This is a genomic window from Nosocomiicoccus massiliensis, assembly GCF_002871345.2.
In the GTDB taxonomy this organism is placed as follows: Bacteria; Bacillota; Bacilli; order Staphylococcales; family Salinicoccaceae; genus Nosocomiicoccus; species Nosocomiicoccus ampullae_A.
This window is the reverse complement of sequence record NZ_CP136964.1, coordinates 597,517-617,033: the sequence shown is the minus strand read 5'-3', so window position 1 is coordinate 617,033 and position 19,517 is coordinate 597,517. Positions and strand designations below refer to the sequence as shown.

The 19,517-nt window shown below is 34.7% G+C and carries 20 protein-coding genes; 10 read left to right on the top strand and 10 right to left on the bottom strand.

All coding sequences use genetic code 11. The features are described 5' to 3' along the window. Nucleotides 1-18 precede the first annotated feature (18 nt). The 4 genes from CJ229_RS03125 to menB are packed head-to-tail and all read left to right on the top strand — an operon-like array spanning nt 19 to nt 4,613. Entirely contained in the window at nt 19-1,371 is a 1,353-nt protein-coding gene (locus CJ229_RS03125; protein WP_317846620.1) for an isochorismate synthase, read from the top strand. Beyond that, a complete protein-coding gene (gene menD, locus CJ229_RS03120; RefSeq protein ID WP_102167404.1) occupies nt 1,368-3,023 on the top strand; it encodes a 2-succinyl-5-enolpyruvyl-6-hydroxy-3-cyclohexene-1-carboxylic-acid synthase in 1,656 nt (551 codons plus the stop codon). The genes CJ229_RS03125 and menD overlap by 4 nt, the downstream gene beginning before the upstream one ends. Next, nucleotides 3,010-3,798 carry a 2-succinyl-6-hydroxy-2,4-cyclohexadiene-1-carboxylate synthase gene (gene menH, locus CJ229_RS03115; RefSeq protein ID WP_068130696.1) on the top strand — a complete coding sequence of 263 codons (789 nt, stop codon included), beginning with the start codon at nt 3,010-3,012 and terminating at the stop codon, nt 3,796-3,798. The genes menD and menH overlap by 14 nt, the downstream gene beginning before the upstream one ends. After that, entirely contained in the window at nt 3,795-4,613 is an 819-nt protein-coding gene (gene menB / locus CJ229_RS03110; RefSeq protein WP_040928528.1) for a 1,4-dihydroxy-2-naphthoyl-CoA synthase, read from the top strand. The genes menH and menB overlap by 4 nt, the downstream gene beginning before the upstream one ends. 40 nt (nt 4,614-4,653) lie before the next feature. Here menB and CJ229_RS03105 read toward each other — a convergent pair whose 3' ends face one another. From CJ229_RS03105 to CJ229_RS03095, 3 genes are read right to left on the bottom strand one after another with little or no spacing between them, the layout of a single operon-like run. After that, nucleotides 4,654-6,534 carry a phosphatidylglycerol lysyltransferase domain-containing protein gene (locus CJ229_RS03105; protein WP_317846632.1) on the bottom strand — a complete coding sequence of 627 codons (1,881 nt, stop codon included), beginning with the start codon at nt 6,532-6,534 and terminating at the stop codon, nt 4,654-4,656. A 24-nt stretch (nt 6,535-6,558) separates the two neighbouring features. Continuing rightward, the gene (locus CJ229_RS03100; protein ID WP_317846619.1) at nt 6,559-7,128 is read right to left on the bottom strand and encodes a putative bifunctional lysylphosphatidylglycerol flippase/synthetase; all 570 of its coding nucleotides are present in this window, start codon (nt 7,126-7,128) and stop codon (nt 6,559-6,561) included. Further along, nucleotides 7,121-7,732: a C39 family peptidase gene (locus CJ229_RS03095; RefSeq protein WP_102167402.1), complete on the bottom strand. Its 612-nt coding sequence runs from the start codon at nt 7,730-7,732 to the stop codon at nt 7,121-7,123. The genes CJ229_RS03100 and CJ229_RS03095 overlap by 8 nt, the downstream gene beginning before the upstream one ends. Before the next feature lie 121 nt (nt 7,733-7,853). Here CJ229_RS03095 and CJ229_RS03090 point away from each other — a divergent pair, with 121 nt between their 5' ends. The 4 genes from CJ229_RS03090 to CJ229_RS03075 all read left to right on the top strand — a co-directional run bounded on the left by CJ229_RS03090 (nt 7,854) and on the right by CJ229_RS03075 (nt 11,076). Further along, nucleotides 7,854-8,741 carry an SDR family oxidoreductase gene (locus CJ229_RS03090; protein WP_102167401.1) on the top strand — a complete coding sequence of 296 codons (888 nt, stop codon included), beginning with the start codon at nt 7,854-7,856 and terminating at the stop codon, nt 8,739-8,741. 42 nt (nt 8,742-8,783) lie between these two features. Beyond that, nucleotides 8,784-9,758: a tRNA dihydrouridine synthase gene (locus tag CJ229_RS03085; RefSeq protein WP_102167400.1), complete on the top strand. Its 975-nt coding sequence runs from the start codon at nt 8,784-8,786 to the stop codon at nt 9,756-9,758. A 152-nt stretch (nt 9,759-9,910) separates the two neighbouring features. Continuing rightward, a complete protein-coding gene (locus CJ229_RS03080; protein ID WP_168162124.1) occupies nt 9,911-10,084 on the top strand; it encodes a hypothetical protein in 174 nt (57 codons plus the stop codon). Between the two features lie 251 nt (nt 10,085-10,335). Then, entirely contained in the window at nt 10,336-11,076 is a 741-nt protein-coding gene (locus CJ229_RS03075; RefSeq protein ID WP_102167399.1) for a hypothetical protein, read from the top strand. Between the two features lie 69 nt (nt 11,077-11,145). Here CJ229_RS03075 and CJ229_RS03070 read toward each other — a convergent pair whose 3' ends face one another. The 5 genes from CJ229_RS03070 to CJ229_RS03050 form a co-directional block, all read right to left on the bottom strand. Continuing rightward, nucleotides 11,146-12,213 (bottom strand): acyltransferase family protein, encoded by a 1,068-nt coding sequence (locus CJ229_RS03070; RefSeq protein WP_102167398.1) that lies wholly within the window; start codon nt 12,211-12,213, stop codon nt 11,146-11,148. After that, nucleotides 12,210-13,019: an intercellular adhesin biosynthesis polysaccharide N-deacetylase gene (icaB, locus tag CJ229_RS03065; protein WP_070622847.1), complete on the bottom strand. Its 810-nt coding sequence runs from the start codon at nt 13,017-13,019 to the stop codon at nt 12,210-12,212. Before icaB ends, CJ229_RS03070 begins: the two co-directional genes overlap by 4 nt. Further along, nucleotides 13,016-13,240 carry a hypothetical protein gene (locus CJ229_RS03060; protein WP_070622845.1) on the bottom strand — a complete coding sequence of 75 codons (225 nt, stop codon included), beginning with the start codon at nt 13,238-13,240 and terminating at the stop codon, nt 13,016-13,018. The genes icaB and CJ229_RS03060 overlap by 4 nt, the downstream gene beginning before the upstream one ends. A 41-nt stretch (nt 13,241-13,281) precedes the next feature. Continuing rightward, nucleotides 13,282-14,505, bottom strand: coding sequence for a poly-beta-1,6-N-acetyl-D-glucosamine synthase (pgaC, locus tag CJ229_RS03055; protein WP_070622843.1), 1,224 nt, complete (start codon nt 14,503-14,505; stop codon nt 13,282-13,284). Between the two features lie 306 nt (nt 14,506-14,811). Continuing rightward, nucleotides 14,812-15,549 carry a YebC/PmpR family DNA-binding transcriptional regulator gene (locus tag CJ229_RS03050; RefSeq protein ID WP_102167396.1) on the bottom strand — a complete coding sequence of 246 codons (738 nt, stop codon included), beginning with the start codon at nt 15,547-15,549 and terminating at the stop codon, nt 14,812-14,814. Between the two features lie 119 nt (nt 15,550-15,668). On the opposite strand from CJ229_RS03050, the gene menE reads away from it, so the two are divergent. Then, nucleotides 15,669-17,060: an o-succinylbenzoate--CoA ligase gene (menE, locus tag CJ229_RS03045; protein ID WP_102167395.1), complete on the top strand. Its 1,392-nt coding sequence runs from the start codon at nt 15,669-15,671 to the stop codon at nt 17,058-17,060. Here the strand turns inward: menE and yidD are convergent. After that, nucleotides 17,044-17,268, bottom strand: a complete 225-nt coding sequence (yidD, locus tag CJ229_RS03040; RefSeq protein ID WP_102167394.1) for a membrane protein insertion efficiency factor YidD — start codon at nt 17,266-17,268, stop codon at nt 17,044-17,046. The genes menE and yidD overlap by 17 nt on opposite strands. Nucleotides 17,269-17,337: 69 nt before the next feature. On the opposite strand from yidD, the gene ytkD reads away from it, so the two are divergent. Then, nucleotides 17,338-17,799 carry an RNA deprotection pyrophosphohydrolase gene (gene ytkD / locus CJ229_RS03035; RefSeq protein WP_102167393.1) on the top strand — a complete coding sequence of 154 codons (462 nt, stop codon included), beginning with the start codon at nt 17,338-17,340 and terminating at the stop codon, nt 17,797-17,799. A 114-nt stretch (nt 17,800-17,913) separates the two neighbouring features. Here the strand turns inward: ytkD and pckA are convergent, their stop codons facing one another. Further along, a complete protein-coding gene (gene pckA, locus CJ229_RS03030) occupies nt 17,914-19,488 on the bottom strand; it encodes a phosphoenolpyruvate carboxykinase (ATP) (protein WP_040928517.1) in 1,575 nt (524 codons plus the stop codon). Nucleotides 19,489-19,517: the final 29 nt, after the last annotated feature.

Below are 19,517 nucleotides of genomic sequence, written 5' to 3'. Positions count from 1 at the left end.
TAAAGGAATGTGAGTATAATGCATATTGAGTCCTCGCAATCACTTATTGATGAGATTGGTATAGATTCAAACACATCATATTTGGCATTACATTTTAGTACGAAAGATTTCGATATAACGCCGTCCAAAATCTTTATGCACTTTAATCATAAAAAAGGCGAAAGATACTGGTTTAAATCACGTGAAGCGGATATTAACGTAATAGGTGTTGACTATATCGATTCAATTAATCGTAAACAATTTAATGCGGACATTTTAAACACTCAAAAAAATGGCCTATTTAATAATATTCAACATGTTAAATTAAATGATGGATTAGTCGGGGATATCCACTTATTTGGTGGCACACGTTTTGACGATAAAAAAACGACTGATGAATGGATCGATTTTAAAATGGTCGAGTTTATCCTTGCATCATGGCAATTTGATTTACACAATCAGGAAGCGTTTCTTATTTTAAAGAAAGAAGACCTTCAAACAGAAAATTTAGCTGAATTAATCGTGAATACGTTGCGTGGAATCGAAGTGGCAGAGCCTCGCTTCAGATTTCCAGAAATATCGAGCCATCATGAAATTTATCCAAAAGCTTGGAAAGCACTTGTTGACAATACAGTGGACATTTTAGATGATGACTTTGAAAAAGTCGTTTTATCAAGAGAATTACTTATTCGATTTGAAAATGAAATTGATCCAAATTTTTTAATTAACCGTTTAAAAGTAGAGTCAGATACTTTCAAGATATTTTATGAACGTGGGACGTCGACGTTCGTTTCTAAAACACCAGAGAAGCTATTTTACTTAAAAGATGAAAAACTCTCGACGCACGCAATCGCTGGATTGATTCGTAGAGAAGATGACGACACGGTAAACGAACAAAATAAAAAAGATTTCTTAAACGATGAAAAAAACCACTTTGAACATATCGTCGTCAGGGATTCAATCGTCGAAGACTTAAAACCTTATACATGTTCAGTTTATTATGACGATACGCGTATATTAGAAAATAAATTTATTTATCATTTATATACACCAATCGAAGCGACACTTAATAAGGAAAGCAACTTGTTCGACGTCTTACACGCCTTGCATCCAACGCCTGCTGTCGGAGGGTTACCAAAGGATCGTGCGTTAGAATATATAAAGGAAAAAGAATACTTTACGCGTGGATTATACGCAGCACCTATTGGCGTCATTTCAAAGTCTAACGAAGCTGAGTTTGCAGTAGCACTGCGCTCGATGCGCATTACAGGTAAAAGTGCGACGCTTTACGCGGGTGCTGGAATTGTGAAAGGATCTACAGGAGAATCTGAATACGAAGAGACTAGAACGAAATTTAGACCGATGTTAGATGTATTGGAGGCGCTAGAATGACTCATCAAGAATCCTTAACTGAACAAATTTTTACGTTAGTCGACGCGTTATACAGTAAAGGGATGACAGAAATCGTCATTAGTCCAGGATCTCGTTCGACACCAATTGCGATCGCATGTGAATGTCATCCACACATTAAAACATATATCCACCCAGACGAACGTGGTGCAGGTTTTTTTGCGCTCGGGTTAAGTAAAGCATCAAAACAACCAGTCGGCATACTATGTACTTCTGGAACAGCAGCAGCAAACTACGTACCGAGTGTGTCTGAAGCGGGGTTAATGCACATTCCGTTAGTCGTTTTAACGTCAGACCGTCCACATGAATTAAGAGATGTCGGCGCACCACAAGCGATTAAACAAACGAATATGTTTTCGAACTATGTAAAATTTGAAACAGAACTTCCGATTGCTGACGAAAGTGAATATAATATGTCTCACGTTGAAGATCGTGTACTTCAAGCGAGTCAGTATTTTGACGGGATTTTAAAAGGTCCTGTACACATTAATATTCCGGTTCGTGAACCGTTAATGCCAAATATAAATCGAACAGATTGCTTTTTTAGAGAACAACTCATTCAAGAATCTATTACTGTAGAATCGAATATAGAGCCGTTACTAGGAAATGGATTAGTCATTATTGGTGAAACGGACTGTAGTTTAGAAAAGATTGACTTTGAAAAGTATAAGCAACTCACGTTTATAATGGACCCAAGAGTCAGTGAGCGCACGAAGTTATCACGTGTTGTTACAACACATGACTTAATATTTATGAATTTAACAGATGAACAACGTAATGAATTAGAATCACAGTTTGATTTTATATTACGTATCGGTGAAGCGGTGACGTCCAAATCGACGAATCAATTTTTAAAACAGACGTCTTTAAAACAAATATTAATAAGTGAGTTTATCGATGTTAAAACATTTCCGAAAACTCCAGACGTCACTTATGTTGGTGACGTTAAACAAACGTTAGATGCGTTACTCATTGAATCGGATCATTCAGTGGATGTACTATACGAAGTCGATAGAGATATTAAGCAGTTGATCAATGATGAAATTGAAAACTATGACGACGAAGGACGCTATATGTATGAAATTATTAAAAGAACTAATAATGATCGAACGTTATTCGTCTCAAGTAGTATGCCGATTCGTGACTTTGAACGGTATGATGTATTTAATCGATTAAATATATTAGCAAATCGCGGAGCAAACGGTATAGATGGTGTTGTCTCAACGGCATTTGGTGTTGGAACGAAGATGCCGATGACGTTAATTATCGGAGACGTGTCATTAAACCACGATATTAATGGTCTTGTCATGTCGAAGCTTGAAGAGATAGACGGCACTGTCATTTGTTTTAATAATAATGGCGGTAATATTTTTAGTTATTTACCTCAAAAAGAGCACGACATACACTTCGAGAGATTGTTTGGAACACCGCTTGATTTAGACTTTTCACATGCAGCGAAATTATATGGATTTAATTATGATTTAATTAAATCCGTAGATGATTTAACAGAGGAAATTTTAAATCAAAAAGGTCGTAACTTCATTGAAATTAAAACAGACCGTGAAGATAACGTAAAGCAGCATAATGATTTAAAACAAAAGGTAAAGGCACTCGTTCAACATGTTAAATTTTAATTATGAATTTAATGATCATGGTCACGACGAAACGCTAATCATTTTACACGGTTTTTTATCAGATTTACGTTCTATGAGAAAACTTGCTAAAGCATTTACTGATGTGAACACTTTACTTATAGACTTACCTGGCTTTGGGAAAACGAAAAGTGTCGGTATTGATTATGATATGAATCATATTGCTAAAAGTATTGTTCAGCTTATCGATACATTACATTTAAAACATGTTCATGTGTACGGATACTCGATGGGCGGGCGTGTTGCAGTGTCACTACTTGCAAATTATAGTGAACGATTTTCTAAATTTATATTAGAATCCACGTCGCCAGGAATGAGTAAAGTAGACCGACGACATGCGCGTATTAAAATCGACGAATCACGTAGAGAGCGACTTGAAACAGATTTTAAAGCGTTTATAGATGAATGGGAAGAGTTACCGTTATTTCAAAGTCAAAAACTGTTAGATGAAAAATCTTTTTTATTGCAACGAGAAGAAAGACTGAGTCAAAATAATATTGAAGCAGCAGATAGTCTACGTAAATACGGAACAGGTATTCAGCCACATTATTGGGACGATTTAAATAAAGATAACGACGTTTTAATTATCGCCGGTGAAAAAGATGAAAAGTTTGTTAAAATTGGGGATAATATGAATAAGCAACTTAAAAATAGTCGCTTACATATATTTAAAGGGTGTGGCCATAACGTCCACCTTGAAAATAAAGAGACATTCGTAAAACTATGCCACGAATTTTTATCGGAGGGAAAACAATGACACGTGAGTGGAAAACATTAAAGGAATATAAAGAAATTAAGTACGAATTTTATAACGGTATCGCTAAAATTACGATCAACCGACCGGAAGTGCGTAACGCATTCACACCGTTAACTGTTTCAGAAATGATCGACGCGATGAGTCGCGCGCGAGATGACGAGAACGTTTCTGTGATTGTTTTAACTGGTGAAGGTGACTTAGCGTTTTGTTCAGGTGGAGACCAAAAAGTACGCGGGCACGGTGGATACGTTGGAGACGACCAAATCCCACGTTTAAACGTATTAGACTTACAACGTTTAATTCGTGTAACGCCTAAACCAGTTGTCGCAATGGTTGCTGGATATGCAATTGGTGGTGGACACGTACTTCACGTTGTGTGTGATTTAACAATTGCTGCGGATAACGCAAGATTTGGACAAACAGGACCAAAAGTAGGTTCATTTGATGCTGGTTACGGTTCAGGTTATTTAGCACGTATTGTAGGACATAAAAAAGCACGTGAAATTTGGTTCTTATGCCGTCAATATGACGCACAAGAAGCGTTAGACATGGGCTTAGTAAACACGGTTGTACCACTAGAAGATTTAGAAGACGAAACAGTGAAATGGTGTGAAGAGATGATGCAACATTCACCAACAGCACTTCGTTTCTTAAAAGCAGCGATGAACGCTGATACTGATGGACTCGCTGGGCTTCAACAATTCGCTGGTGACGCAACGCTTCTTTACTACACGACAGATGAAGCAAAAGAAGGTCGCGATGCGTTTAAAGAAAAACGTTCACCAGACTTTGATCAATTCCCTAAATTCCCATAAATTTATGAATAAAAAATCTCAAGTTCAATTGAACTTGAGATTATTTTTTATGGATTGTTTGAAGAACTCGAATAATATTTAATAATATCGAGTCATATTTTTTATACACTAAATATCGTGTCTCCCAATGTGGTTTAAATTTAGATTTATAATGACGTAACCCACTGAAACTATAGTAGTCTCCGAGTTTTTCATAAGCGATTGCTGCAAATTTTTCTCGTAAGTAACCGTATTTATTTAATCCGACGTTAGATAATGTCGCCATCCCCATATTAAAGTATTTATAGCCATGATTTTGTGCGTAAAGTAGCATGTTAATGTATAAAACGTCCATCATTGGTAAGTCGACATTTGGGCTCCAACGAATTAAATCGACGGATAGTCGTTCGTCATCGACAGGCATGAAAGTGCAAAATCCGACGACGTTATAGATTTCGTCACGCACTAAACCGACTGGTGCAGCCATTACATAGTCTTTTTCAAATTGACCGACAGAAAATGACAACTCATTTTTTACACCGAGCCAATGATTACTCACACGTAAACATGCGTTGTAATCTTTTTCAGATAACGTGTCTACGACTTCAAAAGAGTATCCCTCTTTTTCAAATTTATTCATCGTCGCACGGAATGCGCGCTGCTTTTTACCACTTAAAGTAAAATTATCTAACGGGATTACAGCTTCCTCACCAAGCTTAAAGAACACATTACCGAAATTATGATAGAGCGGCAAATATTTTTCCTGTGCCTGATAAAATACGATGCGCAATCCGAGTGGTTGATACGTGTCGTAAAACTCCATTAATAAGTCTTCAAAAGAATCCTCGTTTCCAACAGGATCTCCGAGAACAACTGCACGGTCTTTCGTGATACTAAACATAATAAAGGCGTTCTTAGTTTCATTACTAAATATATATTTATCATCGCTAAATGCGAGGTGGCTTAAATAGTTTCCACCATATGTGTTTAAAATCTCACGAACATCATTTTTATCAATACATTGAACGAGTAATTGACCGAGTTCACGTTTAATACGAGATTTTAAAATTGCGGATAAAAGAATCGCTAATCCAACGAGCACAACGGTCATTAAAGTTATAGATTCAACGAGTGTTATACTTTTAAATGATTCTTTAAGAGATATGCGTGAAATAAAATACGTATATACTGAACCTGACACGAACATCATAAATAATAATCCATATCGCTTTGGTTCTAGTGGATATATGATGTAACGGCAGTTTTTCATCTGGTTAAATAGCATGACGATAATTGTGACAAGCCATATAACACTGACGACAGTTCCGTAAGTAAACAACACACCGACACATAGCATTACTGCACCGATTAGGGCCATCAACATACCACGTAACGACTGTTTAAACACTCCGTATGAAGATATAACAAGCAACATTGCACCGGTGATTACTACTGTATACATGATGAATGACACTGACGAATGGTCAAATGATATATTGTATAAGATAATGACACTACCTGTTAAATGTACGAACGCTGTGATGAGTAAAATAATCGCTGTCACTGCGCTTGGTATATGTTTAACGTATGACTGTATTAAATGTGTCGTATAAGAATCGTTGTCTTTAATATATGTACTCATAATCGTCGGTAAATTACTCATAATGAGTGTTAACGCGATCATAAACGGTACGATGTAATAGACAAATCGATAGATTAATAATGCAAGTAATATTTTTTCGCTCGGAATACCGTGTGAACTTAAAAGTGAAATAAATGCTAAATCAAATGCACCTAATCCACCCGGAATCATACTGAGTAATCCGATAATCGATGAAATCGTAAATACCGCAAAGAATAAACTAAATGACATATCAGCATCCAGTAATTTAAAGATAATCAGTAAAATTCCACTTGCTAAAATCCAATCAATTGTGGAGATAGAAACGACTTTAATACCAAATAGTCAATCTGTTCCGATTGGTTTCAATATCGTGAATAAAATAAAAACAATAACAAAAAGAGCCATCGCATACATTAATAGTTGAGCACCTTTGTACTCTAAACTATAGTGAGAAATATCAATCATTTTTGTAATGACACAAATACTAAAAATACCGAGTCCACTCACAAATGATAATAAAACGAGTGATATGTATTTAATTAGATTTTTATTTTCAGTTTTCGGTTGATACATCATAATACGAATACCGTTGCCGATTAACGACCCAAATCCGATTAAGTTATTGAGCGCATTAACGATAAAGCTAATAATAATGACAGTGCGAACGGGTAAGTCTATGTGTGCTGCACGTCGTAATAGTAAATCATATAGGGATAAAGAAAAAATTGCTAAAATCCCAATGAGTGCAATACCCGTAAAGCTTAACGTATCTAGATTTTGAAATTCTTTAATCGTTTCTTTAAAGTTAATTGTTCGAATTTCTTTAAATAGTAAATTCGTAACGATTAAAATGATCGCAAATATTAACACGTACTTAAATTTTGGCCAGACGTGTTTTAATGTTTTATTCATGTAGACTGACCTCCCTGTATACAACGTCGTTTTCACCGTTTACATATCCTTTATAAAATTTCGATTTACGTATTTTAAAAATCTGACGTTTACTTGGCCATAATGCTGGTAAATGTAAAAATTTAAACTGAAATAATATAGGATCGATATAGTAATAGTGTTGTTCATCGTATCCGATTAAAAGGATCGCATGTATATTTGATACCGTTCTAAAAGATCCTGTTGATAACTGAAACGTCTTATACTTTGGACGTTTAAAATTATTCGTTGGAAGCATAATAATCGGTTGCTTCGTATCGAGTACGTCTTCAAGTTCTTTCATCGTCATTTTAGAATGTACAACAATTTTGTCATCAAAAGATTTTAAAAATTGACCGAGCGGTCTTGGGAAAATCGTTTGATGTACGTTAAAATATAAAAAGCTCGGATGCCCCACATATCCAATTCTTGGATCATCCGCATGTTTTGGCATTAGCTCAGCAAGTTTTTTTGGTGAATAGTTGATGCCGTTATACTCTAAAAGCATCGATGCAACTGTTGACTCACACCCCATAATCATTGGGAAAGGGAGAAGTTGCGTTTTCGGTTGAACATTTAATATCATAGGCTTCACTCTTTAGTTTTTATTAATTATATATTACATGATATGAAAGACTACGAGAAACATTTTTAAAATTAAAAAAATAGGGTATAGAATAAGTAAATTTTAAAAGAGGAGTTTTTTCATGACACATTTACAAAACCCAAGAACAAAATTTGAATATAATGATTTTCCAGATCAAAATCAAAAAGGACCTGCGTTACAAACTGAAATGACACCAGTTCCTGATACTGGTGAAGAAACGTATACAGGACATGGTCGTATGAAAGGGTTAAAAACACTCATTACTGGAGGAGATTCAGGTATTGGACGTGCGGCAGCAATCGCATATGCTAAAGAAGGTGCAGACGTTGCCATTCAATATCTTCCAGGTGAAGAAAAAGATGCTAAAGAAGTTGAGGATTTCATTAACAATTTAGGTCAAAAAGCTGTGACTTTAAAAGCAGATTTTCGTAATGACGGAGAAGCGGCAAAAGTAGTAGAAGATGCTGTAGAAGCCCTTGGTGGATTAGACGTTTTAGTTTTAAACTCAGCAGAGCAATTCGCTCAAGAGAAATTAGAAGATTTATCAATAGAACAAGTAAAAAACACATTTCAAGTGAACGTTATTAGTATGTTTGAAGCAATTAAACAAGCTGAAAAACATCTAAAACCTGGTGCATCTATTATTTTAACGACATCTGTTGAGTCATTTAATCCATCTAAACAATTATTGGATTATGCAGCGACAAAAGGTGCCATTTCAAACTTAGTCGTAAACTTCGCTCAGTACTTTAGTGAAAAAGGAATTCGCGTAAACGGAGTCGCTCCAGGTCCAATCTGGACACCACTTCAATTAGACGGTGGGCAACTTGAAGGTAAAATACCAACATTTGGACAAGGGTCACAACTTGGTAGAGCAGGTCAACCAGTAGAACTGTCATCAGTATATGTATTATTAGGCAGTGATGAAAGTAGCTACACGACAGGTCAAATTTATGGTATAACTGGTGGGTACAATATTACGTTATAATAATTAGTATTTTAACTGTGTTTGAGAGGAATTGAACGATAGATGAAAGAGAATTTTTGGAACGATCTTCCGAAACCATTTTTTGTGCTTGCACCGATGGAGGATGTGACGGACGTCATCTTTAGACATGTCGTTGGAGAAGCGGCTCGTCCAGACGTTTATTTTACAGAGTTTACGAACTCTGAAAGTTACTGTCACCCTGAAGGTAATAAAAGTGTGCGTGGTCGTTTAACATTTACTGAAGATGAACAACCAATGGTTGCACACATTTGGGGTGATAAACCGGAGTTCTTCCGTGAGATGAGTATCGGTATGGCCAAAGCAGGATTTAAAGGGATCGATTTAAATATGGGATGTCCAGTCCCAAATGTCGCTGGTGACGGCAAGGGAAGTGGTCTAATCTTACGACCAGACGTTGCAGCTGATTTAATAGAAGCAGCAAAAGCTGGGGGACTTCCAGTAAGTGTAAAAACGAGACTTGGGTACACGTCAATAGACGAATGGAAGCCGTGGCTAACGCATATTTTAAAACAAGATATTGCGAACTTATCTATCCATTTACGTACACGTAAAGAGATGAGTAAAGTTGACGCACATTGGGAGCTAATTCCAGAAATTAAACAATTACGAGACGAAATCGCACCGAATACGTTACTCACAATAAACGGAGATATCCCTGACCGTAAAACAGGTTTAGAACTCGTTGAAAAATATGGAGTAGATGGGGTGATGATTGGTCGCGGAATTTTCCATAATCCATTTGCTTTTGAAAAAGAACCGAAAGAACATTCAAGCGACGAATTACTCGAACTACTCTATTTACACTTAGATTTACATGACAAATACTCAAAAGAACTCGAAGAACGTCCGTTTCAAGCGTTACACAGATTCTTTAAAATATATGTCAAAGGCTTTAGAGGCGCGAGTCAGTTAAGGCATGCGCTAATGAGTACTAAAAATACTGATGAAGTACGAGAGATGATAAAAAAATTTAAAGCACAACAAGTGAATGAATAAAAAATGCCGTCCTAGTATAAGGGCGGTTTTTTGATTGAAATTTCAATATACTACCCCAAAGTTTGTAAATTCTATATAATAGATTTAAGAGGGTAAAATATCAATATTGATTAATGTTTACTTATTAAATATACATAAAGAGAAGGTGATTTATGAAATCCCTAGATGTAGTCGTACTGTTTTTAATCATCATATATGTATTTCTCAATAGTTTTACTTCTATTATGCCAAATGATCCAGTATTTCAAAAAATAATGGCAGGACTAGTCATTCTCGGTGCGTTGTTAATCATTTTTAAAACCTTAAAAAGAGAAATAAAGCATTAAGTTTACGCAAATGAGTTATGCGTAAAATCGTTTTTATTAATTTTACATAAAAACGATTTGTATAAAGAAGGTGTCTGTTTCGTTTACGCAAAAGGCTTAATTGTCAACGAAATGAATGGGGCTTTAATACAAAAGTGATTTGTATAAAATTAAATTATTTAATTTGATGCAAATTAATATAACGACATTATTTTGATAAGAAAATCAACTTTATTATAAAGAGATGATTAATTATTTAAAGGAGTGTTTTCATGAATGCAGGAGTAAATACGTCGGAAGCTGTAACAAGCGGTGGATTTTCACAGTGGTTTATCATTGTTTTAGTAATAATTAATATTGTGATAAGTCTTTATCAATTTAGGGAAATGTCAAAAATTAGAAAACGTGAAATCGAAGATACCAATACACGGCATAAAGAGATGCTAGAACAACAAAGACAACAATTCGCTGAACAATTAAAGCAATTGAATGAACAACATACAAGAGAGTTAGAAGTGAAGGTGATTGTTGAGTCTCAAAAAGAGAGAATTGAGGATATCAGACAGTTAACTAGTGACTACTTATTAAAAATCAGTGAACTAAAGAAAGTTGTATACAATAATTTACTTCACCGAATTCAAGATGAGGAGGATTATAAAAACAATTTACAATCATTAAGTGGAAACTATCATGATTTAACTTATCCAGTACTTGAAGCTAAAAATTTACTTGAGTTCAGACTGTCAGAAATTGAAAATACAGATCATCTAATAAAATATACAAATGATTTGTATCATAAAACCAAAATGACACCGATTAAAATATATGAATGTGACACTTTTAGTCCACCTAATGGTCAGTTTCCTTTGGAATACACGGGTGAATTTACACGTAAAAAATATGATGAAGAACAAAATGATGCGAGGCAAAAGTTATTTGATGAATCAGCTAAATATCTTAAAAATCAGTGGACTAGTCTATACAACAAAATAGATAAATTGAGTGATTTTTAATTTATTGGATTATTGACATATGAAAATGAAAGAGCTACCTCCCAATTTTTTTATGGGAAGTAGCTCTTTTTATGATAGATATTTTGCATCTATTTCTTTAAATATATATTTAAAATCTCTCGTACCAAATAAAATTCGTGTTACTGAGAATGTATGAACGAATATTGAAAATCCGATGATGCTTGTTTGAACAACGAACAGTGTTATTAATATGAATGCAAGTGTTGAATCTACAAATGGTCGAGTGACGTCATACACGCTATTTAAATATAACGGATGAAGTAAATAAATTTGGTATGAGAAATGCGACACAAATATAACGTAAGAATAAGCGATTGTTTTACAATGAATCACTATTCCGAGTACTAAGAAAAACATCATTGTGTTATACGGTATGAGTTTTCCTGCAAAACTTTGAACTGTATAGTAATCGTGGTTAAAGTACATGACGAAAATGACAAACGCTAATATTGAAGCTGCGATGACAATCACTAGATAATCCTCTAAGAACTTGATTACATTATCATAATGATAGCCAATAAAGCCACCTAAAAAGTAGTAGAATATCCAGCCTAGAAAGAACGTGTGCTCATTTAATGGATAGTCATGTATTAAAAACTCTTGGAACCAGTCATAGTGATTTCTTACATAGAAGAACACGACTTGGACTATGAGTGCACTAAACAAGACCCAAATATTTCCGAATATTTTTAGAGGTATCCTTTTAAAAAGTAAATTGAGTAAAATCGTAAATAAAAATATGATAATAAAATACCCGTACCAGTTTCCGATGATTACAGCATCTTTATAGATCTCGATGAAACTTTCATCACTGCCATATTTCATAGTATAAGCGTATAAAATACCGACAAAAAAGTACGGTATAAACACATAAATAATTCTTTTTCTTATAAAGTTATAAGGTATATAATCATACCTTGCAGTCACCAGTAGTTGACTTAAAATTAAAAAACATGGCACTCCAAAAATAAATATATTTCGTATGATATATAAGTATTCATACTCAACTGTCTCCGTCGCTTCTTGTATTGTGTAAGACGTTAAAATATGAGTTAATACGATCGAAGTACATATTATTGCACGTACGTAAACGAGCTCTAGTTTCTTATTTTTCATTTAAATTCATCCCATTCTTCCACAAATTTTTTAAACGAAGATTCTGTAATTAAAATGCGTGGCAAATAATAAGGATGACTGTCTGTTCGAATAGGTGCTTCCTGAAGTGAATATCCGTATACAATTTCTGCACTTTTAATCGCACTTAATTTGGAATCATCGACATAGCCATATGGATAGGCGAGTCGATGATTGGTTTCGTTAAAATGTTTTTTAAGGTAATCGTTACTCGTTTTAATATCTTTTGTTAACGCTTGATCTTCTGTTCTATTTAAAATGGTTTTATGATGTTTATCCATGAAATGTAAGTTATTTGTATGAGAGCTAAATTCCCATCGATTTGTTTTATAGAGTTTTTTTAAACCGTCGAGATCTAATAAAGTTAAATTTAAATAGTTATCGTTACCGACTTGTCCTGTGATGACAAAGCCTGTAGCTTTTATATTATATTTTTTCAATATTTTTTCAGCATTTAAAACCGTATCATCCAGATCATCGAAATTCACCCAAACACATCGCTTAGGGAATTCTCCTTTTTCGTAGTAAAATTCTAACTCTTCTGCATTAACAAACGTTGCATCGTGATCTACGAGCCATTTCATCTGCCGCTCAAACTCATCAGTTGTGACACTATAGATATCTTGCTCTTTGTTTGGTGCAATGACTTTGAGCAATTTATATAGAAGTGTTTCTTCACGGACGCGATGATAATTTAACGCGAGACACTCCTCAGATGCTTTGACATCGTTTGGTATATTCATAAATATCATGAATGTAAGTAGTAGAGCTATACACAATTTCTTCATAATTTTTCCTCTTTAAACGATTGAATAAATCTCATAACGAAGAAAATTGCGATAACGATTATGAAGTAAAATACGGGTTTAAATATATCGATATAATCTGTACGACTGATAGACATTGAGATTCTAGCGAGTTGTACGAACTCTGTATTAATATTTAAAAGTGTCATAGATGTAATGTAAATAACGAATAAACAATATAGCCATAATGGAATAGAACTCACATAAAGAATTGTTTCTCTTAAAAGGTTTAGATTGGAGTGTACTACTGGATATCTCCTCTGTCTGGGCTTGTCCATGTCGCAAACTCTCCTTTCTTACGCTTTAATGCTTTCGGTAATGCAAATAATACGACGAGCCCATTAATTAGCCAGTAAACCGTTGGATACCAACTTAAAAAGAGAAGGCCAATAATATTTCTACGTTCGTACTTTACGTCGATAAATAAAGCGACTAAAAACTGAATAATATTAAAGAACGTTAATATTAAAGCACTGATGACGAGTAAACTTAATTGTTCTCTAACACTAAAAATATTTAGTAAATCTAACCTCATTACTGTAAAGAACAATGTTAGCAATATGATATAAATCCATAAAATTGAAAGTAGAGATTCTAACAGTAATAGATAAAGCGGGAATTGCCCCTTTTTGATAATATTTTTAAAATCACGAATAATGACTTCATGACCACCTTGAGACCAACGCACTCTTTGCTTCCATAAACCACCAAGCGTTTCAGGAACGAGCATAAAACACATCGCGCGTGGCTCGTAAAGGATTTTCCAATCATTTAAATGCAGATTCCAAGACATAGCGATATCTTCAGTGATCATATCCGTATCAAACAGACCGACGTCTTCTAGTGCTTCTTTTCTAAACAATGTAAATACACCTGAAACAGTGTTGATTGCACCTGCTAAACTTTGTGCACGTTTAATACCACCAATAATACTCGCGTATTCAACGACTTGTATTTTTCCAAGCATAGAGTCCTTATTACGAATTCTTGGGTTACCTGTAACTGCACCGATCGAATTGTCGTTTAACATATGTGTCATCATATACTGGGGTGCGCCGTCAAAAATTACAGTATCCGCATCTATACATAGAACGTAATCATACGATGCTTCTTTAACCGCTTCATTTAATGCATTTGCTTTACCTTTGTTTTCTTTTAAATTAATAAATTTAAAATCATAGCGACTTTTTAAGTCAGTTAATTTTGCAGCTGTATAGTCAGTGCTCCCATCATTGACCATAATAATTTCTTTTAAAGGATAATCGAGATGTACTAGGGATGTAAGTGTTTCTTCTAACGTATCTTGTTCATTAAAACAAGCGACGACAAATGTGATTCCTTTTAAATCTGATGGAACCTTGTGACTTTTTGAAAATAACTCATACCTAATAAAGTAAAGGGAAGATCCGATTGTCCAGTACATAGACATAATTGCTGGATACAAAATCAGTATCAATAAAAATTTCAATAAAATCATTCGCTTTCAAGTGTTATCACTTTTAGATATAATGTGCTCTATATCAATACGAGAGCACATTTAATATAGAGAAAAGAAAATTAACACTCAATACTTTTCATTGAATTCTCATTGAGTTGTTAGCGCTTAGTAATAAAAAATGGGTATTATTTCTTTTTTATTTCAAAATAGGGAGTGTGTTTTAACAGAATTCACATTAAATTTTAATGATGATATTTTGAATTTATTATGTATAAAAAGAGAGTTTATAATATAAAAAATCCACTTAAGCTACTAAGCTTAAGTGGAATTGTTATATTACTGTTCACTTGCACGCACTGCGTTATGATGGACGTCAGTGACGTCGTCATCATCATCGAGCGCGTCGAGTATGTTTTCTAAAATTTCATAGTCTTCATCGCTTAATGCGACTGTATTCATCGGAATCATCGTTAATTCACTTTGTGCTAACGTGTATCCTTTTTCTTCTAAATGGTCTCTCACTTGTGCGAAGTCTGCTTGTTCAGTGAAGATTTCAAATACTTCATCGCTCGTTTCTAACTCTTCAGCACCTGCTTCAAGCACTTCTAATAACATTGTTTCTTCATCGTCTTCTGTCGTACTACGTTCGATTACAATATATCCTTTACGTTCGAACATATAACTTACAGATCCAGCTTCTCCAATATTTCCACCGTTTTTATTGTAAGCAATACGTACGTTTGTGTTTGTACGGTTACGGTTATCTGTTAATGCTTCTGCTAAAATACCGACGCCACTTGGTCCGTATCCTTCATACATTACTGGATCGTAGTTTTCACCAGATCCGGATGATGTTGCTTTGTCGATTGCACGTGTAATGTTGTCTTTAGGCATATTTTCTGAACGTGCACGGTCCATAGCTAAACGTAGTGCTGGATTCGTATCTGGATCTCCGCCACCTTGTTTTGCTGCCATATAAATTTCACGCGATAACTTTTGGAAGATTTTACCGCGTTTTTTATCTTGGGCACCTTTACGTTGTTTAATGTTATTCCATTTTGAATGGCCTGCCATAATTTCGTCTCCCTCGTTGTTTTCTTAATTATAATTTATCATTTTTTCTAATGATTGTCTAAATGATACGAGTCACTTTAAAGATTTGATATAATAGGATAGTTAAAGGAGTGTTTACATTGAATCACTGGCTTCACCGTAATTCAAAAAATTATCCGGAAAAGATCGCGGTCATTTACGAAGACTTACACTTAACTTATAAACAATTACAAGATAAAGTACACGATCTCTCTCAAAGAATTCCTAACATTAAAAGAGTTGGGTTATTTATAGATAACAGTGTAGATAGTGCGATTTTAATACATAGTTTAATTGAGCGTCATATCGAAATCGTCATGGTGAACACACGTCTTTCATCTGAAGAAATTAACAATCAACTAATGGACGTTAATGTCGATACAATTTTTTCAACGATTGACTCAGACGTTTTAAATAAAGTGAACGTAAACGTCATCTACTATAGAGAAATCATACAGCACGATAAAGCATCATATGAAGAGGTTGAAGCAAATGATGATGATATATTATCAATCATGTTTACGAGTGGGACGACAGGACGACCGAAAGCCGTGACTCAAACGTATTTAAACCATTATGCGTCTCATATAAATGCGATGAATGGGTTAAATTATGATGAGAATAGTACATGGCTCATGGTCAATCCGATATTTCACATCTCGGGCTTTTCGATATTAATGCGTGCAGTAATTTCAGGGTGTACGTTAATTATCCATAATAGATTCGATTCTAAACACGTTTTAAATGATATTGAACGCTATAAAGTGACACATACGTCGTTTGTACCGATTATGTTATCTCGGATTATGAACGACAAAATGATTCATAGCACGGATTTATCTCGCTTAAAAGCGATTTTAATGGGTGGAGCAAATACGACACCTAAATTACTAAACGAGGCACTTCAATTTAAATTACCGGTATTTAATAGTTTTGGTATGACAGAAACGTGTTCTCAAATTGTTATTGTATCCTATGATGATGACAATATATTAACGGGTACGGTAGGTAAAACCAATGAAAATATCCGTGTCAATGAGAATAATGAGTTGCTCGTTAAAGGTGAAAATGTCACGAGTGGATATTTAAATGCTGAAATGATTACAGAAGATGGCTTTTTTAATACTGGAGATATCGCCGAAGTTAAAGGTGGATATTTATATATATTAGATCGTAGAGATGATTTAATTATTAGTGGTGGAGAAAATATTTATCCAAAAGAAATCGAGGATATCGTCTTACAATATACGGACTTAAAAACGTGTGTCGTTGTTAAAAAAGAAGATGAAGAGTGGGGACAAGTTCCTGTTTTACTCATTGAGGAAAATATTGATGAAAGAACACTCATCAATATTTTTAACACACATTTAGCACGTTATAAGCATCCAAAAGAAATTATTGTCGTTAAAGAAATAAAATATACGCCATCTGGTAAAATTTCTAGAAAATTAAACCGAGAGGCGTATATCAATACATCTACTTCTTCTTTTTAGGAGGGACAGGATCAAATCCACCTTTATGAAGCGGATGACATTTTAAAATACGATGAACAGCTAAATAACTCCCTTTAAATGCACCATGTTCTTCCACCGCTTCAATCGCATATTGAGAACACGTCGGGTAAAATCGACATGATGGGGGAGACATAGGTGAAATATACCGCTGATAAAAGCGAATCATTTGTAAGATTATTTTTTTCATATGCACCATCTTTTCTTATTAAATTTAATATAACAGAATAGCAACTTTAATTTCAATTGAGGTGAGCAGATGAAGCAGTTTATAGATGACAATGGTAATGTAGTAGAGTTGTTTTTTGATGAATCAATTGAAGCGACACATTGTCTTGCGATTCCAATTTATAATAATAAATATGTCTTTACTCGACATAAAACACGTGGTATTGAATTCCCAGGAGGAAAAGTAGAAGCGGGTGAAACGATTATAGAAGCGTTAAAACGTGAAGTATTTGAAGAGACTGGGGGAGTCGTTAAAACTGTCGAGTATCTCGGGACGTATAAAGTTCACGAAACAACACCGTTTTATAAAGCGGTCTATCGCGTAGAGTTATCTGATATAGAAGAAAAAAGTGACTATTTAGAAACGAAAGGTCCGATATTGTTTCACTCCGTTGAAGAAATAAAAGAAACCGATAAAAGTCGATTACTTAAAGATGATTGTATTTTATATTTATATCGTAAAGTTAATAGTAGGGAGTGTAATTATGAATAATATCTTAATCCATGGTTTAGGACAAAATGAAAAAAGCTGGACAAAGGTCATAAATTAATAGAAAAACGCACATTGATTATTTAATCAATGTGCGTTTAATCTTATAAAAAGAGATTAAAATCCGCCTTTTTCAGCGATTTCTTTTACATCATCACCGAATTTTTTGAAGTTTTCTTTAAATGAGTCAATCAGTTGACCTGCTACTTTGTCGTAAGCATCTTTATCTGCCCATGTTTTTCTAGGATTTAATACGTCGCTAGGAACGCCTTCGATTTCTGTTGGAATTTGTAAGCCGAATGTTTCATCAGTAACAAACTCATGGTTTTTAAGTTCGCCTTCAACAGCGTCTGAAACCATTTTACGTGTGTATTTTAAGTTCATACGTTCACCAACACCGTATTCTCCACCAGTCCAACCAGTGTTTACAAGGTAAACTGAAACGTCATGTTCATCGATTAATTCACCAAGTCTATCTGCATATACTGATGCGTGTAATGGTAAGAATGGTGCACCGAAGCACGTTGAGAATACTGGTTCAGGAGATGTTACTCCGCGTTCAGTTCCTGCAAGTTTTGATGTAAATCCACTTAAGAAGTGGTACATTGCTTGTTCTTTTGTTAATTTCGCAATTGGAGGGAGTACTCCGAAAGCGTCGGCTGTTAAGAATACGATTGTCTTCGCGTGACCAGCTTTTGATGGTAATACCGCATTGTCGATGTGTTTAATTGGATACGCTGCACGTGTATTTTCAGTTAGAGAATTATCATCGTAGTCTGGATCTCTTTCATCATCTAAAATAACGTTCTCTAATACACTTCCGAATTTAATTGCACGGTAAATTTCAGGTTCTTTCTCTTCAGATAAGTTGATTGCTTTTGCGTAGCATCCACCTTCGATGTTAAATACACCGTGTTCGTTCCAACCGTGCTCATCGTCACCGATTAGACCACGATTTGGATCTGCAGAAAGTGTCGTTTTACCTGTACCAGATAATCCGAAGAATAACGCTACGTCATCATTTTCTCCGACGTTTGCTGAACAGTGCATACTTAAAATACCTTTTTGAGGAAGTAGGTAGTTCATTACAGAGAAGATAGATTTTTTCATCTCTCCAGCGTATTCAGTTCCACCGATTAAAACGATTTGCTTTTCAAAGTTCACTAAAATAAATGTCTCAGAGTTCGTACCATCTACAGATGGATCTGCTTTAAATGATGGTGCAGAAACAATTGTAAAGTCAGGTGAAATGTTTAAACCTTCTTCTTTTGTCTCAGGATCGATAAATAAAGCTTTTACGAATAAGTTATGCCATGCGAATTCGTTTACGACACGGATGTTTAAACGTGAATCCGTATCTGCACCTGCATATCCGTTAAATACGAATAATTCATCTTTACTATCTAAGTGATCTAACACTTTGTCGAGTAGTGCATCAAACACTTCACCACTAATTGGTTGGTTTACTTCTCCCCAATCTACAGTGTCTCTTGTCACATCGTCTTCAACGATGAAGCGGTCTTTAGGGCTACGACCTGTATATTTACCAGTTGTTGCAGTGAATGCACCGCTCGATGCAATTTTACCTTCTTTTCTTCTAGATGCGGCTTCTACAAGCTCTGCACGAGATAATTGGTTGTTTGTTGAATCTTTTTGTACAAGTGCTTCGATTCTTTTCACAGAGTTTGACATTATATAAATTTCCTCCAAATTTTGTTTAT